This window comes from Rhodococcus sp. AQ5-07, from assembly GCF_009707305.1.
In the GTDB taxonomy this organism is placed as follows: Bacteria; Actinomycetota; Actinomycetes; order Mycobacteriales; family Mycobacteriaceae; genus Rhodococcus_F; species Rhodococcus_F erythropolis.
In genome coordinates, this window is the sequence record NZ_CP046099.1 from 3,317,750 (window position 1) to 3,344,280 (window position 26,531).

The following is a 26,531-nucleotide window of genomic DNA, read 5'->3' on the forward strand; positions in this document are numbered from 1 at the left end:
TCTAGGTCGCGGGGCCGCCGTGCAACTTCTCGTAGGCGGCCTTCTCGGCGTCGTGGCGCGAGATCTTCTTCGGGTTCTCGAGGTCGGAAGGCAAACCGTGACGCTCGAGGCGACGCGACCTGTTCTGAGCCATGTAGGAGACCGAATAGAACAGCGCCAGAAGCACTCCGAGCAGCACCATCGACGCCCGCAGGGCCCACGGCCCGGGGAAGAGCATGAAGGCCGCGAAGACGGGAATGAACGGCACCATGCTGCGGATCAGGTGACGTGGCACAGCCCAGTCACCGATCAGGTCGTTTCGCACCCAGTCCTGCATCGAATCGGGCAACTTGCGCCCCACTGAATAACCCAACCACTGAAGGGGATTCGGGCTCGTGCGTTGCTTTTTGGAAGTCACGGAAGTCACCTGTTCGGTACGCATCGGTCTTGACACAGTCGTCACGTTTCTTTCAGATGTGGTCATCACATTTCTCTCATTGGTCCAAAGCGCCGGCGCGGAGCGCGGCCTCGTTGACCCGCGTCAGAACGTTGTGGAGTTCTTCGAGTTCGGCGAGGCTGACGCCGAGCTTCGCGACAACCGCCGGCGGGATCTTCTCCGCCTCGTCACGCAGTGCCACACCGGCTTCGGTGAGGTCGACGTCGAGTTGACGTTCGTCGGCGCGGCTACGGGTTCGCGTGATCAACCCGGACGCCTCGAGTCGCTTGAGGAGCGGCGAGAGTGTCGGCGAATCGAGCTGCAATGCCTGCCCGATTTCCTTGACCGCCATCGGCGACTTCCCCCACAGGGCAAGCATCACCAGATACTGGGGATGTGTGAGGCCCATCGGCTCGAGCAGTGGCCGGTAGACGGACAGGACTGCCCGGTTCGCGACCGCAAGTGCAAAACACACCTGCCGGTCGAGAGCCAGCGGATCGTCCATCTGCGTCTGCGGAGCCTTCGTCGTCATGACTCCGATGTTACCAGATTGATTAGTGCAGTAACTATTATCGCACTAATCAATCTGGCGATGATCATCACTCTTCTCCAACGTCGACGTGGGTTGCCCGGTGAGGCCCACGTGCGCTTCCGCCCTCATTCGCTCCACCATGTGCGGGTAGTGCAGCTCGAACGCCGGACGCTCGCTACGGATGCGCGGCAACTCGGTGAAGTTGTGACGCGGCGGTGGGCAGGTGGTCGCCCACTCCAGCGAGTTTCCGTAACCCCACGGATCGTCGACGGTGACCACCTCGCCGTAGCGGTAACTCTTGAAAACGTTCCAGATGAACGGCAGTGTCGACGCGCCGAGCACGAAGGCGAAGATCGTGGACACCGAGTTCAGCACCGTGAATCCGTCCGAGGGCAGGTAGTCGGCGTAACGACGGGGCATACCTTCGCCACCGAGCCAGTGCTGGACGAGGAAAGTGCCGTGGAAGCCGACGAACGTGGTCCAGAAGTGCCACTTGCCGAGGCGCTCGTCCATCATGCGACCGGTCATCTTCGGGAACCAGAAGTAGATACCGGCGTACGTGGCGAACACGACCGTACCGAAGACCACGTAGTGGAAGTGGGCGACAACAAAATACGTGTCGGTGACGTGGAAGTCGATCGGCGGACTCGCGAGAATAACGCCCGACAGACCACCGAAGAGGAAGGTGATCAGGAAGCCGACCGAGAACAGCATCGGCGATTCGAAGGTCAACTGCCCCTTCCACATCGTGCCGATCCAGTTGAAGATCTTCACACCTGTCGGCACGGCGATCAGGAACGTCATGAACGAGAAGTAGGGCAGGAGAACAGCACCCGTCGCATACATGTGGTGAGCCCACACCGCGATGGACAGAGCTGAGATCGCCAGTGTCGCGTAAACCAAACCGGTGTATCCGAAGATCGGCTTACGGCTGAAGACCGGGAAGATCTCCGAGACGATGCCGAAGAACGGCAGCGCGATGATATACACCTCGGGGTGCCCGAAGAACCAGAACAGGTGCTGCCACAACAGAACTCCACCTGACGCTGGGTCGAAGATGTGTCCACCGAGATGGCGGTCGACGAACAGTCCCATGAATGCGGCGGTCAGTAGCGGGAACGCCATCAAGATCAGGATGCTGGTGATGAAGATATTCCAGGTGAAGATCGACATCCGGAACATCGTCATGCCTGGTGCGCGCAAACAGATCACCGTGGTGATCATGTTGACCGCACCGAGAATAGTGCCGAGACCGCCTACTGTCAGTCCGAAGACCCACAGGTCGGCTCCGACGCCGGGGCTGTGCACCGCACCCGACAGCGGGGTGTACGCAGTCCAACCGAAGTCGGCAGCGCCGCCCGGCGTGAGGAATCCGCCGAGTACGATCAAACCACCAAAAGTGAAGAGCCAGAAGCCGAATGCGTTCAAGCGCGGGAAGGCCACGTCCGGGGCACCGATTTGCAGCGGAAGTATGTAGTTCGCGAAGCCGAAAACGACGGGCGTCGCGTACAGCAACAACATGATCGTGCCGTGCATGGTGAACAACTGGTTGAACTGCTCGTTCGAGAGGAACTGCATCCCGGGGACAGCCAGTTCCGCACGCATGAACAGGGCCATCAGGCCGCCGATCAAGAAGAACACGAAAGCCGTGATCATGTACATGATCCCGATCTTCTTGTGATCGGTGGTCTTGATCATGTCGAACATCCACGACCCCTTGGGATCACGACGCTTCGGGTACGGCCGCTCCGGAATCGGCTCCAGCTCTCCGGTCCGCTCGTCCGGCACCGTTGTTGTCATGCTCGCGCGTCCTCTTTCGTGCTCGATACCACCCTCAAGAACTTTCCGCACGACCATATCGCATGTTAATAGTTAATGCACAAACTAAGTTTGGTCGACGTGGACATCAATCGAAAACCGAACGTACGCAACCTTTTGCAGATTTCGGTGAGATAAAGTCAGGCGGCGGAATAGGTCAAGGGTCCGCCGCGTTGAACAAACCCGTGACTCTTCCCGACACATCGACAGCACCCGAGGCCCCCGCGTTGCGCGGCCTCTTCGAGCCTTTCGAGGTCAAATCACTCTCGTTGCGCAACCGTTTTGCGATGGCCCCGATGACTCGCGCCTTCTCTCCTGACGGAATCCCCGGCGCCGACGTGGCCGAGTACTACCGTCGTCGCGCAGCGGGCGGGGTCGGCCTGATCATCACGGAAGGCACCTATATCCCGGACCCGGCAGCCGGCCCGCACACCCGCGTACCGCGCATCTACGGTGATTCGAGCCTGGGCGGCTGGAAGTCGGTAGTCGACGCCGTGCACGCCGAGGGTGGATCGATCATTCCTCAGCTGTGGCACCTCGGAGTCGAGCGCGGCGAAAACTCGCGTCTGAACCCCGAGGTCGAAACCGTCAGCCCCTCCGGCCTGGCGCTGGACGGCACCCGTCTGGGACGAGAATTCACCACCTCGGATCTCGACACCTTGAAGCAGTCGTGGGTCGACGCCGCACTCAACGCGAAGAACACCGGTTTCGACGGGCTCGAGTTGCACGGAGCGCACGGCTACCTGCTCGACGAATTCCTGTGGGCCGGAACCAATGTCCGCACCGATGAATACGGCGGATCACTGGAAGCCCGCACCCGTTTCCCGGCCGAGGTCGTCGCCGCAATCCGAGAGGCTGTCGGAAACGAGTTCGCGATCGTCTACCGATTCTCGCAGTGGAAGTCCGGCCACTACGACGCTCGTATCGCCCAGAGCCCGGCTGAACTCGGCCGCATCCTCACTCCCCTGGTCGACGCCGGCGTCGACGTTCTGCATCCGTCGACGAGGCGCCACTGGGAACCGGCGTTCACTGAACTCGACGGTGAAGACGGCAAGCTCGGCCTCGCCGGCTGGACGAAGAAGCTGACCGGGTTGCCGACCATCACCGTCGGCTCGGTCGGACTCGACTCCGTGTTCACGACGGCATTCACCGGCGACGCCGCATCGGCTGTCACGGGGCTGGAGCGTCTCGAAGCTCAGTACGATAGGGGTGAATTCGACATGGTTGCCATCGGACGCGCGCTGCTCGCCGATCCCGAGTGGGTCGAGAAGCTCCGCACCGGACGCGCGGACGAGCACATCGCATTCACTGCAGAACATCGCACGCACCTGAACTGACCTCGCACGACAGAACGGCACTCCCGCGATTGCGGGAGTGCCGTTCGTGGGTCTACCGGAAGTTCTAGCTGCCGAGCGTGACCGGGTCGGCGCCGATGCGGCCGGCCGGGTCGTCGAGAGCACCGATCGCGTTGATCTGTTCCGGCGTCAGTTCGAATCCGAAGACATCGAAGTTTGCGGCGATACGTTCGGGGGTCACCGACTTCGGAATCACCACGTTTCCGATCTGCAGGTGCCAGCGAATGATCACCTGAGCCGCGGTGACGCCATGAGCGTCGGCGATAGCGGTGATGACGGGGTCACCGAGAACAGTTCCCTGGCCGAGCGGGCTCCACGCTTCCGTCGCGATTCCCTTGCCGGTGTGGAAGGCGCGCAGTTCGGCTTGGTTGAACTTGGGGTGAAGCTCGATCTGGTTGAGGACCGGCACCTCACCGGTTTCACCGATGACACGCTCGAGGTTCTCGATGGTGAAGTTGGAGACGCCGATGGATCGAACCCGTCCGTCCGCCTTGAGCTTCTGGAATGCCTTGAAGGTCTCGACGTACAGGTCCTTGGACGGAACCGGCCAGTGGATCAGGTACAGATCGAGGTAGTCGAGACCCAACTTGTCGAGGCTGGCGTCGAAGGCGGCAAGCGTCGAGTCGTAGCCCTGATCGTCGTTCCACAGTTTTGTCGTGATGTACAGGTCTTCGCGGGCGATGCCGGATTCGGCGATCGCGCGGCCGACGCCCACCTCGTTGCCGTAGATCTTGGCGGTGTCGATACTGCGGTAACCGGTCTTCAGAGCGGTGGAGACGGCTTCCTGCGTCTCGTCGTCCGGAACCTGGAACACACCGAATCCCAGTGCGGGGATCGTCTTACCGTCGTTCAGAACAATGGTCGGTACAGAGGTCACATCGTTGGTCTCGGTCATATGTGGATCCAACGCACGGGCGCCAGGAGGCATTCCCCACCGAACCTCCTCTTCGCACCCTTGTCGAACCCGAAATGCCGGTCTACCTTGGAATACAAGTAATCGAATCGCCTCGAGAAAAGAGAGAGCGATGAATCTCGGATATCGTCTCGCCTACAAGGTCGGCGTCACTCCATGGGAGCACACCGGTCACGGCTTCGACGCTCAACTGTCCGGCCTTCTGGATGCGATTCCCCTCCCTGAAGGTGGCCGCGCACTCGATATCGGTTGCGGCACCGGACGCCATTCCATCGAGCTGGCGCAACGCGGGTGGCACGTCACCGGCGTCGACGCCGAACAGGAACCGTTGGACAAAGCGCGCATTCACGCGCGTGAAGCACACGTCGACGTCCGGTTCCTCCACGAGGACGCGGCAGACCTGCACATTGCTGTCGACGGCGGGCACATGCTGGTGCTCGACATCGGCTGCTTTCACGGGCTCACCGATCATCACCGACGGGACTACGGGAGGTCGGTCAACGCGATCACCGCACCCGGGGCGTCCATGGTGATGTTCGCATTCGGGCCAGGTCACCGTTGGCCGATGCCACATGGCGTCTCCGAGGAAGACGTCATGCGAGTATTCGACGGTTGGTCGATGGCCTCGAGTACGGCCGCCGACGTGAGTGAATCGCCACTTCCGGTCCGTGCGGCACATCCGTGCTGGTACCACCTGGTCCGTGACTGACTGCTGTGCGCCTTTATTAACCGCCCGCGGTTAATAAAGGCGCACAGCACCGATTAACACAGGCGCACAGCTCCGGGGATACTTCTCAGGTGACTGCAACACTGCGCATCAGCGGCCTCTCTGCCTCCCGGGGAGAACGCACTCTGTTCTCCGACCTCGATCTCACCGTCGCGCCCGGCGACGTCATCGGCCTCGTCGGCGCGAACGGCGCCGGCAAGTCGACGCTTCTCACTGCACTGGCGGGAATCGGAACTGCCGACGTCGAAGGTTCGATCATCCTCAGCCCGCCAGACGCTGCGGTGGGTTATCTCGCACAGGAACCCGACCGCATCGAGGGCGAGACCGTCCTCGAGTTCCTCGGCCGACGCACCGGCGTCGCGCACGCCGAGGCGGTCATGAACGCCGCGGCCGAAACCCTGGCTGAAGCGGAGGAGGATCTGTACTCTCCGGCTCTCGAACGCTGGCTGGCTCTCGGGGGCGCCGATCTGTTCGAGCGCGCTGAGAAGGTGGTCGAAGAACTCGGACTCGGAGTTCCGCTCGAAGCTCACATGACGGCGTTGTCCGGCGGTCAGGCCGCACGCGCCGGGCTCGCGTCGCTGTTGCTCTCGCGCTACGACATTCTCCTGTTGGACGAACCCACCAACGATCTCGACCTGCGGGGTCTCGAGCAGTTGGAGCGATTTGTCGCCGAGACCCGAGCGGCGCTGGTTGTCGTGAGCCACGATCGCGAGTTCCTCTCGCGCACCGTCACGGGGATCGTGGAACTCGATCTGGCACAACAGGACATCGCCGTTTACGACGGCGGCTACGAGTCGTACCTCGCCGAACGCGAGATCGCCCGCCAGCACGCACGCGAGGCGTTCGAGGAATACGCAGGCACCCGCTCCGATCTCGAAGATCGCGCACAGATGCAGCGCAACTGGATGGAACACGGCGTCCGCAATGCGCGTCGTAAGGCCAAGGACAACGACAAGATCGGACGCGGATTGCGGACCGAGTCGACGGAGAAGCAAGCCGCGAAGGCACGCCAGACCCAACGTCGCATCGAGCGACTCGAAGTGGTCGAGGAACCGCGCAAGGAGTGGGAACTTCGCATGGAGATCGCGGCGGCTCCGCGGTCCGGATCCGTTGTCGCAACCACGAATGGTGCCAAGGTAACGCGCGGTCAGTTCACGTTCGGTCCGGTCACGACACAGATCGACTGGGGCGATCGAATCCTCGTCACGGGCGCGAACGGGGCCGGCAAGACCACCCTCCTGAACGTCCTGCTCGGCAAACTCGTCCCGGACGAGGGCATCGCATCCTTGGGTTCCGGTGTCGCGATCGGTGAGATCGATCAGGCGCGTGGATTGTTCGAAGGTAATCAACCAGTCGTCGAGGCCTTCGGCGCTCAGGTTCCGGACTGGCCCGATGCCGATGTCCGTACTCTGCTCGCCAAGTTCGGCCTGCGCGGACACCACGTACTCAGATCTGCCGCTTCCCTGTCCCCCGGCGAAAGAACAAGGGCTGCACTTGCTTTGCTCCAAGCTCGCGGCGTGAACCTACTGGTACTGGACGAGCCGACGAACCATCTCGACCTTCCGGCGATCGAACAGCTCGAGCAAGCGATGGAATCCTTCGAGGGAACCCTCCTCCTGGTCACTCACGATCGACGCATGCTGCAGTCCACCCGAAGTACGCGCCGGTGGCGAATGGAGAACGGACAGCTCTTCGAGGAGTAGCCAACCGACTCTGCTTGCGCAGACAACCCGCGTGTGCAACTATTTATCAGGCGCACGCAATAGTTGCATGCGCGGCATAGGTGGGCACGGGCGACACGATCGCCCGTCGAACCGCCACACCCAGTCTTGAAAGGCGCTCTTCAATGTTGTCGATCCCCGACCGCACACTGACTCACGGAACCACCGGCGAACCGATCACCATCCCGCAACTCGGGTACGGCGTTTTCCAGGTACCGGACGCACAGACCGAAGAGGTCACTGCCACCGCTCTCGAGATCGGCTACCGCCACATCGACACGGCCGCAATCTACGGAAACGAAGCCGGTGTCGGCCGCGCCATCGCTAGTTCGGGTGTTCCGAGGTCAGAGCTTTTTGTCACCACCAAGTTGTGGAATGACGATCAGGGCCACGACCGAGCGCTCGCCGCGTTCGACACGAGCCTCGACAAGCTCGGCCTCGACTTCGTCGACCTGTATCTGATCCACTGGCCGGCACCGGCAAAGGGCCTGTTCGTGGAGACGTGGGCCTCTTTCGAGGAGATCCTCGCCTCCGGCCGTGCCCGTGCGATCGGCGTGTCCAACTTCCTGCCGGAGCACCTCGAACTGCTGGCCGAGCACAGCTCGATCACCCCGGCCGTCAACCAGATCGAATTGCACCCCAGACTGCAACAGCACGCGTCACGGGAGTACGCGCGAAGTCGCGGCATCGAAATCGAGGCATGGAGCCCACTGGGACAGGGAACTATCCTCGACGACCCGACCATCGGGAACATCGCTGCAGCACACGGAAAGAGCCCAGCGCAGATCATTCTGCGCTGGCATCTCGAACAGGGACACACCGTTCTGTCGAAGTCGGTGACACCTGCCCGCATGCGCGACAACGCCGCAATCTTCGACTTCGCACTCGATACCGACGAGTCAGCTGCCATCGCAGCGCTGAACACCGACAGCCGTGTCGGACCCGATCCAGTCGAATTGAACTGAATCGAAACGGCTTCAGGAATTTTCGTGAGGAGTCAACGTCAGCAGCACGGAATCGACGGACTGCTCGGCCAGGAGCGCGTCCAACGGTAAGTGACGGAACAACGCTCGGTAATAGATCGGCGACGCCAGGGCATCCAGGACGAAGTCCAGGTCGAAGTCGCTCCGAATGTCGCCGCGTAGCCGCGCCGATTCCAGCACTGCCGCAGTGGAATCGCGTCGTGGCTGAAAGAATGCCGACTGGAAATCCCGCGCCAATTCCGGGTCCGCCGCCAGATCCGCGACCAACGCGGGCAGGATCCGCCCAACTACCGTTTCACTCAGCCCCACAACCAATGTCGTGATGCCGGCGACCAGGTCTGCCCTGAGATCGCCGGTGTCCGGCGTTGGATCAGTGCCGATGTGCGCCACGACGACGTCGACCACCAGATGCCGCTTCGACGGCCATCTCCGGTAGATGGCGGGTCGGTGCACGCCAGCTCTCGTCGCCACCGAACCGATCGACAGCTCCGCATAACCGTTCTCCCCCAACAACTCCAGGGTTGCCGCCAGTACGGCGTCGTCGATCCGCTCGTCGCGGGCGCGCACCATCTACAGCACCGGTCGCGGCATGAGCACCAGACGCCAGCCGTCGGGATCTTCGAAAGTCATCCCCGCATTCTCCTCCCAGTACGGATTCTCGGCGCCAACGGGTTCGTGCCCTGCTTCACCCAACCGCTGAACTACCTCGTACATCGCCGATTCGCCGGCGAAGTAGAGCACCAACAGGTTGTCCTGCGTCGGCGCCGGGCACGGGCTTCCGTCTTCGTGGGTCGTGAATTCGAGGTGATAGTTCGAATCCGGCAGCCCCAGCATGATTCCGTCGTACCCGGCATGACCGGAGAACCGGTAGAGCTCGGGCAATCCCAGACAGTCGCGATAGAACGCAATCACGTCGTCGAGCCTGTCGGTGGGTCGCGCTACGCGCACTTGCACTACTGCGAGGTCGTTCGGCCAAGTTGTCATTACCAAACAGTACAGTACGTACCGTAATGTTTCGAGAAGATGGCCGCCAGCCTCCCGACGCCAGCTCGCTGCAACTACAAGCGATCATTCTCCGGAAACGCCGCTTTGGGCATGAACTTCGGCCTGGCGAACAGCACAGAGAGATTGGTGGGCTGCGACTCAACCGGGCGATCGGACCGATACAGCAAGGCCTGCTGCGGGGTACTCACCCATTCGCTGGCGAAAATCTCACCGATACGGCCCACCGGCACGTGCGATCCATCCTCGAGTCGAACGGTGACGTCTGCCCCGGCGTCCGACTGGCCGTACACGACCCACCACGATTCACCCTCAACATCCCCTGGAGTGTGCTGACCGATACCGATGACGGCACCTTTTTCCATCGCATCGCGCCAGACCACTTCACGCCCTTGCGGTCCCACGCTGTAGCTACCGTCCTCGCGCACCTGCACGACGAGGCAGGACTTCTCGAGCACCAACTTTTCGACCACCATGCGACGCCCCTTCTGTTGCCCGAACCCTATCCGCCGACACCACCCAGAAACGGCATCTTCGCGGTTCATGTTGACAAACTGTTGGGTTTTTACAACACTTTGATGCATGAGCCCAGTCCGACGGGGAGACGCGCTCCCCATCTTCAATCGCATCGGAGTGCTTCGCGCCGAGCGGAAGATGAGTCGGGCCCAGCTTGCACAACTCGTCGACGTCAACCCGCAGACGGTGGGGGCGCTCGAACGCGGCGATCACTACCCCAGCCTGGATCTCGCGTTCAGGATCTGCTGGGTGTTCGACCTTCCGGTCGAAGCGGTGTTCTCCCGGACGGAGTTCGGGCCGCTGTCGACGGAGGTCTACCGGAATGCACTGTCGACGGAGGTCTACCGGAATGCACCGTCGACGGAGGTCTACCGATCTGACCGCACTACCGAGGGGAGTGAAAAGCCCAGTGCCTGAATCAAATCTGATCGACCGCTACCAGGCCCACCGCACTCGGCGGTTCCTGCAGAACGAGGAGACGTTCCGACATTGGCTCCCGAATTGGCGAACCCGTCGACGTCGGCGGATGCTCGTCATCGCCCTCGGAGTCCTGTTCGCCACGATGGTTGCCATCGGCATAGCGTGCCTGTTCAACCCACTGTTCGCGGTGGCGTGGCCGGTCCTCACCCTGTTGTTCCTACCGACGTGGTCTTCACTTCAAATCGTGTCGGGCAGGCAAGGGGATGCGCCGCGGCATGCGCTGGACGAATGGGAGATCCAGCAACGCAACGACGCCCGTTCCGTCGGGTTGAGCGTGACTCAATCGTTGGTCTTCATTGTCGCCATTTTCCTCATTTTCACCTCGTCGGTGCAGTGGAATGTAGAGAGACTGCCTTACTCGGGAGGTTTATTGGCACTGACTGCAATGCTGATCGGCGCGTGCACGCCCGCGATGATTCTCTCGTGGACCAATCCAGACCCGGATCCGATTGATTCCGAAGAGTTCGACCTCTGACCCGTATTACCGAAGCGCACCACTCGACCGATGGGAAGGACCCATGTCAGCCACCCTCACGATCGACGGCATCTCGAAACGCTACGGCGACGTCGTTGCACTCGACAACCTGAGTTTCGAAGTGCGACCAGGCGAGATCTTCGGATTCGTCGGCAGCAACGGCGCCGGCAAGACGACCACGATGCGCATTGCGCTGGGTGTGCTCGGAGCAGATTCGGGGGAAGTTCGCCTCGGCGGCAAACCCGTCGACCTCGACGTGCGTCGCACTATCGGATACATGCCGGAGGAACGCGGCCTCTACCCCAAGATGAAGGTGGGCGCGCAACTTTCCTATCTGGCCGAGCTACATGGGCTCTCGAAAGCCGACGCGCACGCGGCGACAGAGCGATGGACCGAACGTCTGGGTATCGCCGAACGCGTCAAGGACACCGTCGACTCCCTGTCCCTCGGTAATCAGCAACGTGTGCAGCTCGCGGCCGCACTGGTTCACGATCCAGCGGTACTCGTTCTGGACGAACCGTTTTCGGGCCTTGACCCCGTAGCGGTCGATGTCATGAGTGACGTGTTGGTCGAGAAGGCTCGCACCGGTGTTCCCGTAATCTTCTCCAGCCACCAGCTGGATCTGGTGGAGCGCCTGTGCGATCGCGTGGGCATCATCAGCCGCGGCAGCATGCGAGAGATCGGAACCGTCGACGAACTACGAGGCAAGGGCGACGGCCGAATCGAAATCTTCGCCCCTGACGCGCCGGTCGGCTGGGCGCACCACCTGATCGGTGTCACCACACTGAGCCACCTCGACGGTCGAACGCTCCTGAGCGTCGACGGAACCGCCGACGATCAGCAGATCCTGCATGCAGCGTTGAAAACCGGACCGGTGCACGAGTTCACGCTACGACGTCCGTCACTGACCGATCTGTTCCGAGAGGTAGTAGCCGCATGAGCAACCAGTTGAGCGGAGGTCGAGCCATCGGGTTGGTCGCCCGACGCGAATTCATGACGCAGATCTCGAAGAAGAGTTTTGTGATCAGCAACGTCATCATCCTGGTCGCGATCGTCGGCGGCATCATCGCCTTCTCACTCTTCTCCGGCGGCGACGAGGACAAGTCGAAGATCGGCTTGGTCGGCAACCAATCACTCAGTGCCACGATGGTGTCCATCGGCGACACCCTCGGAAATCCGGTGACGGTGACGGAGGTTTCCGACGACGGAACCGCGCGTAACCAGGTCAAGGACGGCGACCTCGACGTGGCCGTGATCGCTGGATCGGGCGGCGGCGTCACTGTCGTGACCAAGAAGGAAGTGCCCACGAATCTGCGCGCCGTCATCGAGAGTTCCGTTGCACAACAGGCACAATCGAATGCGCTCTCCGCCGCGGGGATCGATCCGGCACAGCTCGCCGAAGCCACGTCCACCGCAGTGGTCACCATCGATGCCATCGATCCCCCGGATCCCGAACAGGGCCAACGCATAGCGATGTCGATCGCTGCTGTGGTGCTCCTGTACATGCAGATCCTGCTGTTCGGAACGTACGTGGCGATGGGCGTCGTCGAGGAGAAGTCCAGTCGCGTGGTCGAGCTGCTGCTCTCCACTCTTCGTCCGCTGCAGTTGTTGTGGGGCAAGGTTCTCGGAATCGGTGCTGTCGGCCTGATGCAGATGGCTGCCTATGCCGTCGCGGGCGTCGCCACCGGACTCGCGACGGGCGTCCTGACCGTGACGGGCACCGCGATCGGCGTTCTGTTCGGCACTCTCGGGTGGTTCATTCTCGGCTTCCTCTTCTTCGCCGTGCTGTACGCCGCCGCCGGGTCCATGGTCTCGCGGCAGGAGGACGTCAACGCCACCGCGATGCCTCTCGCGCTGCTCGTCATGGCGATGGTCAGCGTGGCTTTCGTTTCGGTGAGCAATCCAGAAGGAACCCTGAGCAACGTGTTGAGTTGGATTCCGCCGTTCTCGGCAATCCTCATGCCCCTGCGCATTTCCGCCGGTGTTGCTTCTCCGTTCCAGATCGTGGGAACCATTCTGCTGATGCTGGTCGTGACTGCTGCGCTGTCGATGATCGCGGCAAAGATCTACCAGCGCTCCATCCTTCGTATCGGCAAGGTCGTTTCATGGAAAGAGGCGTTCGGACGCTGATTCTCCGGCGCACAACTGGCGCCACGCGATCCCGACGGCACCCCGTCCAGGTAGGTTCATCCTGGACGGGGTGCTGCTTACTTGGAGGACGTTGTGCGAATCTCGGCCGAAGAACTACTCACTGCGGTACTCGATTCCGAGAGCTTCGTCTCTTGGGACTCCCCGCCCGTCGACGTCGGACCTGGCCCGAAATACGCAGAAGACCTGGCGAAGGCCCGCGAGAAGAGCGGAGTGGACGAGTCCGTCGTCACCGGTGTCGGTACGGTTCGGGGCCGTCGAGTCGCGGTAATTGCCTGTGAATTCAGCTTTCTCGCCGGTTCCATCGGAGTCGCCGCGGCCGAGCGGATCGTGACCGCCGTCGAACGTGGTACGGCAGAACAACTCCCGCTGCTCGCCTCGCCCACCTCCGGCGGAACGCGGATGCAGGAGGGCACCGTCGCCTTCGTTCAGATGGTGAAGATCGCTGCGGCAGTGGCTGTTCACAAAGCGGCACACCTGCCCTACCTGGTATACCTGCGCAATCCCACCACCGGCGGGGTCTTTGCCTCGTGGGGATCCCTCGGCCACATCACCGTCGCGGAACCCGGTGCTCTGGTGGGATTCCTCGGACCCCGTGTCTACGAATCGCTGTACGGCGAAAAGTTTCCCGACGGTATCCAGACGTCCGAAAACTTGTATCGCAACGGCGTTATCGACGGCGTCGTACCCGTCGACCGCCTCCGTCTGCTGGTCAATCGAGCGTTGTGCGTGCTCACCGATCCCCCGGCCCCGGCGGCCACGGACCCGATTCCCTCACCCGAGATTCCCGATGTTCCCGCCTGGCAGTCGGTGATGCTCTCGCGCCGGGCCGATCGACCCGGCATCCGGCAGTTGCTCCGCCATGCCGCAACTGAACAGGTACCGCTCAGCGGCACCGGGCAGGGTGAAACCGACAAGACGATCTTGCTCTCGCTCGCCCGCTTCCGAGGCTTTCCGTGCATCCTGCTCGGCCAGGACCGCAGTGGCCAATCCGCGCTCACCACGATGGGACCGGCCGCGCTCAGGGAAGCGCGACGGGGCATGAAACTTGCCGAAGAACTACAACTCCCGCTTGTCCTCGTGATCGACACTTTGGGCGCGTCGCTGTCCAAAGAAGCTGAAGAACGTGGACTGGCCCCTGAGATCGCCCGTTGCATCGCCGACCTCGTGACGCTGAAGACCCCGACAGTGTCGGTGTTGCTCGGTCAGGGAACAGGCGGCGGGGCGCTCGCGCTGCTGCCCGCCGATCGGGTACTCGCGGCACAGAACGGGTGGCTCGCTCCCCTGCCGCCGGAAGGCGCAAGCGCGATCGTCCATCGCGACATCAGTCACGCACCGGAGATGGCGGCAGCGCAGGGCATTCGTTCGTTGGATCTGCTTCGAGACGGCGTGATCGACGCGATCATTCCCGAAACGCCTGACGCGGCCGACGAACCCGTGGAATTCTCCAAGAGGGTAGGGGCTGCGATAGCGCACGAACTCTTCATGCTTGCCGAAGAGTCGGACACCGATCGCCAGTCCTCCCGTATCGCGCGCTATCGAAACCTGGGAGTTCCGCAATGACGACGAAGGACCGGAATGCGCTGACGCTGCCGCACAGTTACGACCGCGCGGCACTCGCTCGTTTCGAATTGTTCCTGTTCGCGGGCATCGCCACCGTGTTGATCACCCGCGCTTATCTGGCGGCAACGGGCTATCCCCAGATCGGGGGCGGCGCCCTCCACATCGCACACGTTCTCTGGGGCGGATTGCTGATGGCCGTCGCCATCGTCGCGACCGCCATCACCGAAGGCTCTCGCACGCGTGACCTGGCCACGCTCGTCGGCGGAATCGGATTCGGTCTCTTCATCGACGAGGTCGGAAAATTCGTCACCGCCGACGTTGATTACTTCTACCAGCCTGCCATCGCGATCATGTACGTCGTCTTCGTTCTCTTCTATCTTGCCGCGCGCGAGGTGGTGATTCGGCGCGGAATGAATGATCGTCATCGGCTCGCCATCGGGGCGCGAGCGCTCTCGGACCTCGCTCTCGGTCAGCTCGACGAGATCCAGTACAACCACGCCCTCCGCGTACTCGACGGCGTCGAAGACCGCAGCCTCACCGACCTCGTCGATTCGATCAAAGCCGGCCTGCATTCACAGACTCCGCCGACCGGCGGTATCGAATCGAAGATCACTCGTGGCCGCAACGCGTTCTTCCACCGCGCCGAGGAACTGCTCCGGCACCGTGTCGTCCGCCGACTGGTACTGACCCTGTTCGTACTGCAGGCTCTTCTGGCGATTGTCCAGGTGATCTACGCGTTGGTGTCCGAGAACGTCGTCGAGGCCGACGACGTCTCCGACCTGGTGGTCCAGATCTCCACCGTCGCAACCGGAGTTCTTGTGGTTCTGGGAGTGTGGTTCCTCTTCCGCGGCCCGTACCTGCGAGCCCTGAGACTCCTGCGTGCATCCCTCATCGTGAGTCTCCTGGTGACGCAGGTCTATCTGTTCACGCAGGACCAGTTCGGCGCGCTTTTCGGTTTCGCAGTGTCACTGTTCATGCTCGCGACACTTCGCATCGCGATTCGAAGCGAAGAGGCCGCCGCGGCTCTACCGCAGTAATTCTCTACCGCAGTAATTCTCTACCGCAGTAATTCTCTACCGCAGTAATTCTCTACCGCAGCGAGATCGCCGGCCGACTCGGTAGATCGCGGATCCCGCGGAGCGGGCCTAAGAGCAGGACCAATCCACACGGCGCGATCAGGCAGGCCATGATCCACATCGTCCCGCGCGGTCCCACCGCGTCGCCGAGGTAGCCTGCCGTCAGCGCACCGAGCGGAATGCTGCTGTGCAGCAGGAACATACTCGTTGCCACTACTCGTCCGAGGCGGTCCGGCGGACAGTAACTTTGACGGAAACTGCCGAGCACCACGTTGCACGACACGACACCCGCAACCATCACCATGCCGCCGATGCAGAACCAGAACAGGCCGGCACCGTACGTCGTCAGAGGCGCCAACAGGATGAACGGTCCCGTCACCAACTGACAGATGAGAACGCTTCGGGCAGTGCCGAATCTGCGGCCGAGCGGGCGCGCGATCATCGATCCGACAATTCCGCCCACCCCGGCAATCGCCAAGAGAAGCCCGAGTCCGAACTCCCCCACACCAACCGTCTTTTCCAAGAACACGATCTGAATCGTGGTGTACCCGGTGAGACCGAAATTGAGCAGAGTGCCGTAGACGACGATTGACCGCAGATACGGATCACCGGCAACGAATCGCAGTCCGAGCGCAATCTGCCGTCGCAACGGTTCCCGCTGATTCTGTCCGCGATGGACGGTCTCCTGCACACGAATCAGCCAGATGCATACGAAGCAGAAGGCGAACGTGAACGCGTCGACAACCAGACCGGCCGCAAGCCCGACAGTTGCAACCACCAGCCCACCGACGCTTGGGCCGATCACCCGAGTTGCGGCCTCGGCGCCCTGAATCTTCGAGTTCCCTTCGACAAGATCCGCTTCGGCGAGCACCGTGGGGAGATACGAGTGATAGGCCGCCTGGAAGAAGACCGTGGCTGTACCGGTGAGCAGCGCGACCAGGAGCAGGTGGCCGTATGTCATCGCCTCCAGGAAGCCGGCGATCGCGAGGCTCGCGAAGAGCAGCGCGCACGCAGCGTTCGCGATCATCATGATCGGACGCCGTGGCAGCCGGTCGATCCAGGCACCGGCAGGTAGTCCGACGATCAACCACGGCAACCACACTGCCGATGCCAGCACACCGATCTGGAAGCTACTCGCGTCCAGTTCGCGAAGCGCGACCAGCGGCAGTACGACGGTCGTGACACCGTTTCCGATACCGCTGACTGCGTCGCCGGTCCACAGCAGTCGGAAGTCACGCAGAGCGAGGACTCCCCAGAAGCCTGCGCGTTGCGCTGCACCTGTCACATCGATCCCCCTTTCCGTCCCTGGCTTATCCCACCCCTACGCGCCACTGGCCGACGGGACAGGCCCGCCCGGCGCAAAGGGACGGTACCCGCACCGCTACTGAGGCGCACCGCACTGACGGTGACCTAAGGTGTTTCAGGTCACCGGTAAGCGAAGTTCACGAGAGGACACACGTCGATGAGCTCTTCCGAGCAGGCGTCCCACACCACGTATGCCGACGCATATCGCGAGAGCATGGATCAGCCGGAGAAGTTCTGGCTCGACGCTGCGCGTGCCGTCGACTGGGATGTCGCCCCCACGAAGGCTCTCGACGATTCTGCCGCGCCGATCTATCGCTGGTTCCCGGATGCTTCGCTCAACACCAGCTTCAATGCCCTCGATCGGCACGTCCGCGACGGCCGCGGCGATCAGACCGCGTTGATCTTCGACTCCGCGATGGTCCCAGCCAAGACGACCTACACCTACGCCGAATTGCTCGAGCAGGTCTCACTCTTCGCCGGCGTCTTGAAAGATCAGGGTGTGGTGGCGGGCGACCGCGTGATCATCTACATGCCGATGATCCCCGAGGCCGCGATCGCGATGCTCGCGTGTGCACGTATCGGCGCGGTGCATTCGGTGGTGTTCGGCGGCTTTGCGGCCAAGGAACTCGCAACCCGTATCGACGACGCCGGTCCAGTGGTGCTGGTGACGGCGTCCGGCGGCCTCGAACCCGGACGAACAATCGAGTACCTGCCGATGGTCGAGAAGGCTCTGCAACTGTCCGCCACGCCCGCGCACACCGTGATCGTGAAGAATCGCGAGCAGATTCCCGGCGCAGCTGCCGACTACAAGTCAAGTGCCGCAGCCTGGTTCGACTGGGACGAGCTGATCGCCGATGCAACTCCTGCTGACCCGGTGTCGGTCGCCGCGACGGATCCGCTCTACATCCTCTACACCTCGGGAACGACCGGTAAGCCCAAGGGCGTCGTTCGGGACAACGGTGGCCATGCCGTTGCCCTGACGTGGACGATGAAGAATCTCTACGACATCAGCCCCGGCCAGGTCTGGTGGACCGCCTCAGACGTCGGCTGGGTGGTCGGCCACTCCTACATCGTCTACGGGCCATTGCTCGCCGGAGCTACGACGGTCATGTACGAAGGCAAGCCCGTCGGGACCCCCGATGCAGGTGCATTCTGGCGCATCATTTCCGAATACAAAGTGTCGGCACTCTTCACCGCTCCGACAGCGATCCGCGCGGTCCGCAAGGCCGACCCGGATGCAAAAGAGCTTGCCAAGTACGACATCTCGTCGCTCGACACACTGTTCGCGGCCGGCGAGCGCTTGGATCCCGACACCTACGAGTGGGCTACTCGGATTCTCGATCGCCCGGTGGTCGATCACTGGTGGCAGACCGAAACCGGTTGGGCCATCTGCGCGAACCTGCGTGGCCTCGAACCGATGGAGATCAAAGCAGGCTCACCCACCGTCGCCTGCCCCGGATACCGCGTCGAAATCGTCGACGGCAAGGGCGAACTCGTGGGTCCGGGCACCGAGGGCAACATCGTGATCGGCCTGCCGCTTCCTCCCGGAACACTCGCCGGACTGTGGCGTGACGAGGACCGATACGTGAAGTCCTACCTGTCGACGTTCGAAGGCTATTACCTCACCGGCGACTCCGGATACATCGACGAGGACAACTACGTCTTCGTGCTCGGACGAAGTGACGACGTGATCAACGTTGCCGGACATCGCCTTTCGACCGGAAGCATGGAGGCCGTCGTCGCCGGCCACCCGGCTGTCGCCGAATGCGCGGTCATCGGCATTCACGACGAACTCAAAGGGCAACGCCCCAGCGGCTACGTCGTGCTCAAGTCCGGCGTCGACATCGATCCCGAAACACTCCGACAGGAACTGGTCGCCCGGGTGCGAGACCAGATCGGTGCCGTCGCCACGTTCCGGGACGTCACCGTCGTCGCTGCACTACCGAAGACTCGTTCCGGCAAGATCCTCCGCAAGACCATGCGGCAGATTGCCGACAACGAGGAGTACACGGTCCCGTCGACCATCGAGGACGCGAGCGTACTGGACGAGTTGTCCAAACTCCTTCGCGGATAAGGATTCAGAGAATTCCCCTGCCTGGCTCGCACCGAACGTAGCAGTATGAACACGTTCCAGTTTTCAACGATTCAGACGGGCAGGGGAAGTTCGATGGGCAATTTGGACGGTCAGGTCGCATTCATCACCGGAGCGGCGCGCGGTCAAGGGCGCGCACATGCCGTCAAGCTCGCGTCCGAGGGCGCGGACATCATCGCGGTGGATCTGTGCGCGCCGGTCGCAACGGCGGGGTACGACATGGCCACCGAAGCCGACCTCGACCAGACCGTCGCCCTGGTCGAAGCTCAGGGCCGGCGCATCGTCGCATCCGTCGCGGACACTCGCGACCTCGATGCCCTGAAATCAGCGGTCGACGCCGGAGTCGAGAAACTCGGCCGACTGGACATCGTGATCGCCAACGCGGGAATCGCGGCGTCGGCGAAATTGTCCTGGGACCTGAGCGCCGAAGAGTTCCGCGAGCTGATGGACATCAACGTCACCGGCGTTTGGTTGACGACCAAGGTGTCGATTCCGCACATCATGAACGGCAATCGAGGTGGATCCATCGTGTTGATCAGCTCGATGGCCGGGCTTCGAGGCGTGCCGGGTATCGCACACTATTCCGCGTCGAAGCACGCCGTTCGGGGGTTGGCGAAGTCTCTGGCCAACGAACTCGGCTGGGCGGACATTCGGGTCAACTCTGTACACCCGGGCAATGTGCGAACGACGATGATCGACAACGAACCGATGGTTCGTGCGTTCCGTCCAGACTTGGAGAATCCTGTCCTCGCCGATACCGCTCCGATCATGTCGAAGCTGAATCTGCTGCCCCACCCGTGGGTCGACCCCGAAGTGATTGCGGATGCGGTGTTCTATCTGGTGGGGCCGGCCGGGCGCGGGATCACCGGCATCGCGTTGCCGATCGATCTCGGCACCTCGGAAAAATTCGCCGGCGGCTGAAGGCCCGAACTGATGCAGAATTGCCTCTGCCGGATGGGTCTCGAGCACCATCCGGCAGAGGCAATTCCGGCTTGATCAAGCCTTCGTAGCAACAGAACAAGTAGTCGACAACCTCATAGGCGCTCCTCGTCTGGCGTGGGAAAAACCGTTGTGGGATGCGCAACAAACCCAAGACCCAGCGTAGAAGCATTTGGCCGCAAACGCGCGTCATTCGGCACTATTTTTTTGGATTCGGGCATACTGGACAACGCTCCCACCACGTATTATGGACCCGAGTTCACACTTACAGGGGGTAGGCACAGTGACGGTCAAATACGCCGCAAAAGACCCGATTCACGGAAAAGTCGAGATCTCGTTCGATGTCGACACGGGGGTCGTTGACGTCCGAAACGGCAACTCACACGCTCTGCTGACGCGTCGAGTCGATTCCCCGCGCCGCGAAGGCACACCCATCGGAACGCGCGCCGCCGCCGACTTGTTCTTCACTGTCGGTGGCGACGAAGTCGAACTCACTGTCGGCAAAGGGTTTCTGTCCCGTCGCTCGTACTCTGTCTCGGCACTCGTCGACGGCGTGAGTTTGAACTTCGCCCCAGTCGACGACGCGAACAGTGCATTCACCCGCGACGGATTGCGGATCGGGCACTTCTCCAAGAACGAGGAATCCGATCCCAGACAGACCGACGCAGTCTGGTCGAGCACGCCGAGCACCGACGAACTTGTCATCGGTTACGCCCTGGCCGAAGCCTTCGATTGCGGAGCACTCAACGGTGCTTTTGCGTTGATCGAATCACTGGTGCTCGGCGGCGGATAGAGACCACTCAAAGCAGGTGGATTACCAGCAGAACAACGGCAATAGCTGGGAAAAGCATCTGCACGACGGCTGCACGGGCTTTGTCGGGAGACGAGAGAATCAGCACCAATCCCGCGGCAACCATCGATCCTGTGCCCGCCAGGACGAGGGCAATTCCGACCGACGCGGAGCCGGTCGCCGCAATCACGATGCCGACCGCTGACACGATCGCCAGGAAAAGGTTGTAAAAGCCCTGGTTGAAGGCGAGCGGCTGCGTGGTGATCGCCTCTTCCTCGGACTTCACGCCGAACGTGGCGCGGGTCTTCGGTGCCGTCCAGAGAATCGATTCGAGGACAAAAATGTATACGTGCACTGCTGCGGCCAGTCCCGCGAAGATGTAGCCGGCGACGATCATCGGTGAGCTCCTGTTGCTTCGAGTGAATTCTGTATCGTTCGGTCCAATATATACTGGACCGAACGATACAGAAAGAGCGAGGCTTTGATGGGCAGATCACAAGAATTCGACACAACAGCCGTGGTCGCTGCCGCTTTGGACGTTTTCTGGGCACGCGGATACGAAGGCGCCTCACTCGGCGACCTCGAATCCGCGACGGGGCTGAGTCGGTCAAGTCTCTACAACTCGTTCACCAACAAGCGCGGATTGTTCGACGCCGCCGTGCAGATGTACCTCGAACATGTCATCCGGCCACGTCTGCGCGGCCTCACGACAAATCCCGGGGCAGACGCCGTCGACGACTACCTTTACTCGCTTGAGCACGCGATCGGCACCATGACCGCCGACTCGCCTCGGCGCGGTTGCCTACTTCTCAATACGGCTGCCGGACTCGGCGCGCACGACGATGCGGTGGCAGCCGTGATCCGCGCCTATCGGCAAGAACTTGCCGTTGCAATTCGCAGCGGGCTACAAGCCACATTTCCGACCGAGACAGACGCCACGCTCTCAGACCGCACTCGAATCCTTCTCTCCTGCACAGTAAGTGCACTGGTCCTCGCGCGAGTTGACACCGAAGAGGCGATCGCAACTCTGGAATCCGCGCGCCGCCTGAACGCAGAGTGGCAGAGCCGGAACACGTAGGCCGTAACTGCACTGTCCGAGTGGGCATTCCGCGAAGTAGGGTTTCACCGACTGGAACTCGAGCACTCGATCCACAACCCACGATCGTGCCGAGTCGCCACCAAAGCAGGCTTCAACGAAGAAGGTGTTCGACGAGGCTCCGCCAGGCACGCCGACGGCTGGCACGACATGCATGTCCACGCCCGACTACGTAGCGATCAGCCTTCGGCACCGACCCGCGCCGCGAGCGCAAGTGTCTGATCCACCAATTCCGCAACTCGCTGCGGCGCGACCGGTTCGAGGTCGAACAGAATTCGGTAGATGATCGGTGCCACCACGTGGTCCACTACCGAATCACCATCCACGTCAGCAGCTTCCGGCCAACGAGCTAGTATCACGTCGATCTGTGTCCGACAGAAAAAGGCGCACTTGAACTTCTTCGTGCCGTCCGGTGCGTGCGTCTGGTCGTCGCTCATCAGCACATCTCGCAGCGATGCGCGACCGACGGGTGCAGACATCTCCTCCAGATAGTCCTGCGCCCAGATCGTCAGATCCCCTCGGAGCGAACCCGTTTCACGCGGGTCGGCGTCCGGTCGCAATCTCTCGATCGAGACGTCGGCAAAGACTTCGTTGATGTCGCCCCACCGCCGATAGATGGTCGACGGGGTCACACCCGCATCGGTCGCGATCATCGGCACCGTGATCTCTGCCCGATCACGCTGTTCCAACAACTTGCGCGCCGACGCATGCACTGCCTGTTGGATGCGCGCACTGCGGCCACCGGGGCGCGGACCTGCGGACGGACTCATAAATCAATACTAACGCAAAGATGTTGCATTAGGCTACGGCCAGGCGTAGCGTCCCAAACGCAAAGTATTTGCGTTTGAAGTCTTCACCACCCGCACGGGAAGCGCTACGACAATGACAACGACCATTTCACCACCGACCGAGAGCACTTCACGCCCACGCTTGGGGCGAGGCGTCGCTTTCACACTCATCGCCGTCATCATCGCTACGTTCCTGGGCGCCTCCGCGACCCCGACACCGTTGTACGAGCACTATCAACAGTTGTGGGGATTCTCCTCGCTCGCGTCGACGCTCGTGTTCGGCATCTACGCTCTCGCATTGCTCGCCACGCTCTTGACCGCCGGATCCCTGTCCGATCACATCGGCAGGCGCCCGGTCCTGCTCGGAGCGCTCGCCTTGGAGGCGGTCTCGCTCGCCCTGTTCGCCTCCGCCGATGGTTTGACCATTCTGCTGATTGCCCGGGTCGTGCAAGGTGTTGCCACCGGCGCTGCAATCAGCGCTTTGGGTTCGGCGTTGATCGACCTCGAACGCACTCCGGGACGCGGATCGATCATCAACAGCGTTGCTCCGACAGTGGGGCTTGCCGTCGGAGCCGTGGGTTCGAGTCTCATCAGCGAGCACCTGCCCAGGCCAACCAGCACTGTCTACCTGGTCCTTCTCGTACTCGTCGTCCTCGAGATCCTCGGGGTTTGGGCCGCTCCCGAGACTTCGGGCGGACGCCCCGGAGCCTGGCAGTCGCTACGCCCCACCCTTGCTGTTCCTCGCGAGGCCCGAACCATGATTGCGCTCACCGCACCGTGCCTGATCGCGGTCTGGGCGCTGGGCGGTTTCTACCTCTCGCTCGGACCGGCGCTGGCGCGCAACGCACTTGACGTTCACAGCTCGCTCATCGGTGCCATCATGGTCGCAACACTGACGGGATTCGGAGCCGCAGCCGTGCTCACCTTCCGCAAACTCGGCGGCCGAACCGTGATGCTGATCGGAACCACCGCCTTGGTGCTCGGGGTGGCAGTCACACTCATCGGTGCTGAAACATCCTCTGCAGTATTGATTCTGGTTGGTACGGCTGTTGCCGGGATCGGCTTCGGAGCAGGATTCCAGGGAACCATCCTCACTGTCATGCCGCTGGCCGAGAACCACGAACGCGCGGGGTTGTTGTCCACCGTCTACGTCATCGCATATCTGGCCAACAGCCTTCCGGCATTGCTGGCCGGCTACCTGGTCGGCAAGGTGGGGTTGGTGGATACGACGCGTGGCTACGGAGCACTCGTCATGGTTCTCGCGGCCGCCGCACTGATCGGACTGCTGGTCACCGGCGAGCGAAAGGTCGAAGCTGTCTCCGTGTCGGAGTAGGTGTCCCCCGATCGGTGGACACACCGTTCCTCCTGCACAGGGTCCCGGAAGTGGACATACGACATCGATCCGCTCCGACATAGTTGTCTTCGAGAGAGCCAACCGAACGCTCACCCGGACAAAGGACACCGACGATGACGAACCCACGCTACGTAGTTGCCGCAATCACAGCTCTGGCCGCCGGCGCCCTCACTTTGGGATTGAGCGGAATCGCCAGTGCCGGAACTCTTCCCACGACCGGCAACACCATCACGATGACGATCAGCAACGACACCGAACAGACAATTCATCTCGAAGGCGCCGACAACCCCTACGGACAGTGGATGCAGAGCCCACGCCAGTCGCTCGCGCCCCACGAGACCGAGATCGTCACGGCATACAACCAGGACCCGCGCGGCCTGACGGTCGACGTCGTCTATTCCACTCCCGGCGGCGGACAAGCCGTCTTCATGGCCAACGACTATCCGCAGTTCGACACCGACGGAACTCGCACCACCGACCCTGATCACTACTTCATCTCGAGCTACATCGACGGCTACTACCCGAACCTGAGCGTCGGGTACCACCTCAGTGCGGTGTGACTGCAGCAGTCGTCATAAGTAATCCATCTGCCTCTCAGACGCACTTGTTCTTGGACATTCGTCCGGCGCGCGGGGATTGTTGAACACAGCCCCGCACGACCAGGCACACGCCCCGCTGCCGGTGGCCCGAACATCAACCGGAGAGGGAAAACCACAGTGCGACTACCCAACCAGTTTCTGATCTACGTCAGCGATGCCGCCTCCGCAGCAGCGTTCTACGGCGAATTGTTCGACGCGAAGCCTGAGGTCCTCAGCCCTCGGTACATGACCTTCGACCTCGGCGGCGGCGTGGTCCTTGCACTGTGGAGTGGCAAGTCCCGCGACCTCGATCCCGCGACTCCGCGCAATTTCGAAGTCGGCATATTGGTCGACGGCGGGAGCAATGAAATTCGGGCGATCTACGACGAGTGGGTGGCCAAGGGTGTCGAGGTCGTCGAAGAGCCAAACGAAGATGTCTTCGGTCTGACATTCGTCATTTCAGATCTGGACGGAAACCGCCTCCGCGTAGCGCCCGCAGATCACTGAGCACTCAGCCCTTGATCTCGCCGTACCGGCGCAAGGCTTCCTCACGCTCATGAGCGTGATCGACGATCGGGTCCGGGTAGTCGACCGGGCGCATCGCCTTCAACGAGTGGACGGCCTTCCCGGGAACATCGCGGAGTTCGGGAACCCACCGACGGACGTATGTGCCGTCGGGATCGAACTTCTCCCCCTGCGTGATGGGGTTGAAGACGCGGAAGAAGGGCGAAGCATCTGTGCCCGACCCTGCAGTCCACTGCCACCCGTGCTGATTGGAGGCCAAGTCGCCGTCCACCAGATGCGACATGAAGAACCGTGCGCCACGCCACCACGGAATGTGTAGGTCCTTCACCAGAAAAGACGCGACGATCATTCGCACCCGATTATGCATCCAGTTCTCGGCCGCGAGTTGCCGCATGCCGGCATCCACGATCGGGAAGCCGGTCTTGCCCTCACACCAGGCCGTGAAGGCGGCGTCTGCGTCCACTCCACCGTCGTGACGTAAACGGTCGAACTTGTCGTCGTAGTTTTTCCGCGCGCTGTCGGGGCGTTGAAACAGGATGTCTGCGTAGAAGTCTCGCCACGCCAACTGGCGACGGTAAGCCTGAGCGCCGTCGCCCAGTCGCTTGGAGAGATCTGCCAACATCGTTCGCGGATGGATCGTGCCGTACTTGAGCGGAATCGACATCCGGCTCGTGGTGTCGAGGTCAGGCCGATTTCGTTCGTCGTCGTACCGGTCAAGATCGTTCTCACAGTATTCTTTCCACTGTTCGAGGGCGCCGACCTCACCGACGAAATCGCTGACGGAGGCGGATGGCGCGGGGATACTCACCCGGCGCGGGCCACCCTCCTTGTCGCTCGGATCGAACCAACGGACCGTCTGCGCATCGGTCGACGCGGGGCCCCGCCAACCGTGTTCCATCCACTGACGGAAGTACGGTGTGAACACCTTGTACGGATCACCGTCCGCCTTGGTGACGCGTCCGGGCGCCACGGCATACGGAGATCCGGTGGCGATCAACTCCACCTGCTCCGCCACGGCCACGTCGCGCCGTCGGCCGTAGGGTCCGTAGTCGGCACTGATGTGAACTTCTTCGGCGCCAACGGATTCCGCTACACGGGGCACCACGTCCGCCGGATCACCTCGAACAACCATCAGTTTTCCGTCGAGTTGATGATCGAGCGCCGTCAAGTTGGCGAACAGTTGATCCTGACGGGGTGAGCCTGCCGGTCCGAGCAGGTTCTCGTCGAGAACGAACAAACCCAACGTCCGCCCGCCAGCATCCGACGCTGCACTCAGGGTGGGAAGGTCACCTACCCTCAGATCACGTCGAAACCAGACCACAGAGTTACTCACCCAGTCG

At 62.0% G+C, this 26,531-nt stretch carries 29 protein-coding genes; 18 read left to right on the top strand and 11 right to left on the bottom strand.

The window, feature by feature from the left end:
- Position 1 precedes the first annotated feature (1 nt).
- From GJB56_RS15225 to ctaD, 3 genes are read right to left on the bottom strand one after another with little or no spacing between them, the layout of a single operon-like run.
- A complete protein-coding gene (locus GJB56_RS15225; protein WP_042451127.1) occupies positions 2 to 421 on the bottom strand; it encodes a DUF5313 family protein in 420 nt (139 codons plus the stop codon).
- A 52-nt stretch (positions 422 to 473) separates the two neighbouring features.
- Complete coding sequence (locus GJB56_RS15230; RefSeq protein WP_019744857.1) at positions 474 to 947, bottom strand: MarR family winged helix-turn-helix transcriptional regulator; 474 nt, start codon at positions 945 to 947, stop codon at positions 474 to 476.
- 45 nt (positions 948 to 992) lie between these two features.
- Positions 993 to 2,747, bottom strand: coding sequence for an aa3-type cytochrome oxidase subunit I (gene ctaD / locus GJB56_RS15235; RefSeq protein ID WP_020970441.1), 1,755 nt, complete (start codon positions 2,745 to 2,747; stop codon positions 993 to 995).
- A 203-nt stretch (positions 2,748 to 2,950) separates the two neighbouring features.
- On the opposite strand from ctaD, the gene GJB56_RS15240 reads away from it, so the two are divergent.
- Positions 2,951 to 4,102 carry an NADH:flavin oxidoreductase gene (locus GJB56_RS15240; RefSeq protein ID WP_113683265.1) on the top strand — a complete coding sequence of 384 codons (1,152 nt, stop codon included), beginning with the start codon at positions 2,951 to 2,953 and terminating at the stop codon, positions 4,100 to 4,102.
- A 64-nt stretch (positions 4,103 to 4,166) separates the two neighbouring features.
- Here GJB56_RS15240 and GJB56_RS15245 read toward each other — a convergent pair whose 3' ends face one another.
- Positions 4,167 to 5,015: an aldo/keto reductase gene (locus tag GJB56_RS15245; protein WP_113683343.1), complete on the bottom strand. Its 849-nt coding sequence runs from the start codon at positions 5,013 to 5,015 to the stop codon at positions 4,167 to 4,169.
- A 130-nt stretch (positions 5,016 to 5,145) separates the two neighbouring features.
- On the opposite strand from GJB56_RS15245, the gene GJB56_RS15250 reads away from it, so the two are divergent.
- The 3 genes from GJB56_RS15250 (at position 5,146) to GJB56_RS15260 (ending at position 8,446) form a co-directional block, all read left to right on the top strand.
- Positions 5,146 to 5,742, top strand: a complete 597-nt coding sequence (locus tag GJB56_RS15250) for a class I SAM-dependent methyltransferase (RefSeq protein WP_113683266.1) — start codon at positions 5,146 to 5,148, stop codon at positions 5,740 to 5,742.
- Between the two features lie 89 nt (positions 5,743 to 5,831).
- A complete protein-coding gene (locus GJB56_RS15255) occupies positions 5,832 to 7,463 on the top strand; it encodes an ABC-F family ATP-binding cassette domain-containing protein (RefSeq protein WP_113683267.1) in 1,632 nt (543 codons plus the stop codon).
- Between the two features lie 143 nt (positions 7,464 to 7,606).
- On the top strand, positions 7,607 to 8,446 hold the full coding sequence (locus GJB56_RS15260; protein WP_113683268.1) for an aldo/keto reductase: 840 nt from the start codon (positions 7,607 to 7,609) through the stop codon (positions 8,444 to 8,446).
- Between the two features lie 12 nt (positions 8,447 to 8,458).
- Here GJB56_RS15260 and GJB56_RS15265 read toward each other — a convergent pair whose 3' ends face one another.
- From GJB56_RS15265 to GJB56_RS15275, 3 genes are all read right to left on the bottom strand, one after another.
- Complete coding sequence (locus GJB56_RS15265) at positions 8,459 to 9,034, bottom strand: TetR/AcrR family transcriptional regulator (protein WP_007733408.1); 576 nt, start codon at positions 9,032 to 9,034, stop codon at positions 8,459 to 8,461.
- Positions 9,035 to 9,448, bottom strand: coding sequence for a VOC family protein (locus GJB56_RS15270; protein WP_021332241.1), 414 nt, complete (start codon positions 9,446 to 9,448; stop codon positions 9,035 to 9,037). It abuts the gene before it with no gap.
- Between the two features lie 74 nt (positions 9,449 to 9,522).
- Complete coding sequence (locus tag GJB56_RS15275; protein WP_029255992.1) at positions 9,523 to 9,942, bottom strand: hypothetical protein; 420 nt, start codon at positions 9,940 to 9,942, stop codon at positions 9,523 to 9,525.
- A gap of 106 nt (positions 9,943 to 10,048) precedes the next feature.
- Between GJB56_RS15275 and GJB56_RS15280 the strand changes: the two genes are divergently transcribed.
- The 6 genes from GJB56_RS15280 to GJB56_RS15305 all read left to right on the top strand — a co-directional run bounded on the left by GJB56_RS15280 (position 10,049) and on the right by GJB56_RS15305 (position 15,685).
- The gene (locus tag GJB56_RS15280) at positions 10,049 to 10,399 is read left to right on the top strand and encodes a helix-turn-helix transcriptional regulator (protein ID WP_020970449.1); all 351 of its coding nucleotides are present in this window, start codon (positions 10,049 to 10,051) and stop codon (positions 10,397 to 10,399) included.
- Positions 10,392 to 10,937 carry a hypothetical protein gene (locus GJB56_RS15285; RefSeq protein WP_020970450.1) on the top strand — a complete coding sequence of 182 codons (546 nt, stop codon included), beginning with the start codon at positions 10,392 to 10,394 and terminating at the stop codon, positions 10,935 to 10,937. Before GJB56_RS15280 ends, GJB56_RS15285 begins: the two co-directional genes overlap by 8 nt.
- A gap of 43 nt (positions 10,938 to 10,980) precedes the next feature.
- A complete protein-coding gene (locus GJB56_RS15290; protein ID WP_113683269.1) occupies positions 10,981 to 11,877 on the top strand; it encodes an ABC transporter ATP-binding protein in 897 nt (298 codons plus the stop codon).
- Positions 11,874 to 13,067, top strand: coding sequence for an ABC transporter permease (locus tag GJB56_RS15295; protein WP_019744870.1), 1,194 nt, complete (start codon positions 11,874 to 11,876; stop codon positions 13,065 to 13,067). The genes GJB56_RS15290 and GJB56_RS15295 overlap by 4 nt, the downstream gene beginning before the upstream one ends.
- A gap of 93 nt (positions 13,068 to 13,160) precedes the next feature.
- Entirely contained in the window at positions 13,161 to 14,648 is a 1,488-nt protein-coding gene (locus tag GJB56_RS15300; RefSeq protein ID WP_113683270.1) for an acetyl-coenzyme A carboxylase carboxyl transferase subunits beta/alpha, read from the top strand.
- Complete coding sequence (locus GJB56_RS15305) at positions 14,645 to 15,685, top strand: hypothetical protein (RefSeq protein WP_020908745.1); 1,041 nt, start codon at positions 14,645 to 14,647, stop codon at positions 15,683 to 15,685. Before GJB56_RS15300 ends, GJB56_RS15305 begins: the two co-directional genes overlap by 4 nt.
- 52 nt (positions 15,686 to 15,737) lie before the next feature.
- On the opposite strand, the gene GJB56_RS15310 is transcribed toward GJB56_RS15305, so the two are convergent.
- Positions 15,738 to 17,009: an MFS transporter gene (locus tag GJB56_RS15310; RefSeq protein WP_020908746.1), complete on the bottom strand. Its 1,272-nt coding sequence runs from the start codon at positions 17,007 to 17,009 to the stop codon at positions 15,738 to 15,740.
- 177 nt (positions 17,010 to 17,186) lie between these two features.
- On the opposite strand from GJB56_RS15310, the gene GJB56_RS15315 reads away from it, so the two are divergent.
- From GJB56_RS15315 to GJB56_RS15325, 3 genes are all read left to right on the top strand, one after another.
- Positions 17,187 to 19,103: a propionyl-CoA synthetase gene (locus GJB56_RS15315; RefSeq protein ID WP_019744874.1), complete on the top strand. Its 1,917-nt coding sequence runs from the start codon at positions 17,187 to 17,189 to the stop codon at positions 19,101 to 19,103.
- Positions 19,104 to 19,196: 93 nt separating this feature from the next.
- Positions 19,197 to 20,042, top strand: coding sequence for a mycofactocin-coupled SDR family oxidoreductase (locus GJB56_RS15320; RefSeq protein WP_020908748.1), 846 nt, complete (start codon positions 19,197 to 19,199; stop codon positions 20,040 to 20,042).
- A gap of 301 nt (positions 20,043 to 20,343) precedes the next feature.
- Positions 20,344 to 20,853, top strand: coding sequence for a hypothetical protein (locus tag GJB56_RS15325; RefSeq protein WP_042952672.1), 510 nt, complete (start codon positions 20,344 to 20,346; stop codon positions 20,851 to 20,853).
- 7 nt (positions 20,854 to 20,860) lie between these two features.
- On the opposite strand, the gene GJB56_RS15330 is transcribed toward GJB56_RS15325, so the two are convergent.
- Complete coding sequence (locus GJB56_RS15330) at positions 20,861 to 21,247, bottom strand: DUF1304 domain-containing protein (protein WP_113683271.1); 387 nt, start codon at positions 21,245 to 21,247, stop codon at positions 20,861 to 20,863.
- Positions 21,248 to 21,334: 87 nt separating this feature from the next.
- Between GJB56_RS15330 and GJB56_RS15335 the strand changes: the two genes are divergently transcribed.
- Both GJB56_RS15335 and GJB56_RS31990 read left to right on the top strand, forming a co-directional pair.
- Positions 21,335 to 21,928: a TetR/AcrR family transcriptional regulator gene (locus tag GJB56_RS15335; protein WP_113683272.1), complete on the top strand. Its 594-nt coding sequence runs from the start codon at positions 21,335 to 21,337 to the stop codon at positions 21,926 to 21,928.
- A gap of 51 nt (positions 21,929 to 21,979) precedes the next feature.
- Positions 21,980 to 22,168 carry a GNAT family N-acetyltransferase gene (locus GJB56_RS31990; protein ID WP_326839311.1) on the top strand — a complete coding sequence of 63 codons (189 nt, stop codon included), beginning with the start codon at positions 21,980 to 21,982 and terminating at the stop codon, positions 22,166 to 22,168.
- Here GJB56_RS31990 and GJB56_RS15340 read toward each other — a convergent pair.
- A complete protein-coding gene (locus GJB56_RS15340) occupies positions 22,126 to 22,716 on the bottom strand; it encodes a TetR/AcrR family transcriptional regulator (RefSeq protein WP_020970457.1) in 591 nt (196 codons plus the stop codon). The genes GJB56_RS31990 and GJB56_RS15340 overlap by 43 nt on opposite strands.
- Before the next feature lie 112 nt (positions 22,717 to 22,828).
- Between GJB56_RS15340 and GJB56_RS15345 the strand changes: the two genes are divergently transcribed.
- From GJB56_RS15345 to GJB56_RS15355, 3 genes are all read left to right on the top strand, one after another.
- Positions 22,829 to 24,067, top strand: coding sequence for an MFS transporter (locus GJB56_RS15345; RefSeq protein ID WP_046379047.1), 1,239 nt, complete (start codon positions 22,829 to 22,831; stop codon positions 24,065 to 24,067).
- Between the two features lie 134 nt (positions 24,068 to 24,201).
- Positions 24,202 to 24,648, top strand: a complete 447-nt coding sequence (locus GJB56_RS15350) for a hypothetical protein (protein ID WP_020970459.1) — start codon at positions 24,202 to 24,204, stop codon at positions 24,646 to 24,648.
- Positions 24,649 to 24,804: 156 nt separating this feature from the next.
- Complete coding sequence (locus GJB56_RS15355; RefSeq protein ID WP_020970460.1) at positions 24,805 to 25,173, top strand: VOC family protein; 369 nt, start codon at positions 24,805 to 24,807, stop codon at positions 25,171 to 25,173.
- Positions 25,174 to 25,177: 4 nt separating this feature from the next.
- On the opposite strand, the gene GJB56_RS15360 is transcribed toward GJB56_RS15355, so the two are convergent.
- On the bottom strand, positions 25,178 to 26,524 hold the full coding sequence (locus GJB56_RS15360) for a cryptochrome/photolyase family protein (protein ID WP_113683344.1): 1,347 nt from the start codon (positions 26,522 to 26,524) through the stop codon (positions 25,178 to 25,180).
- Positions 26,525 to 26,531 lie beyond the last annotated feature (7 nt).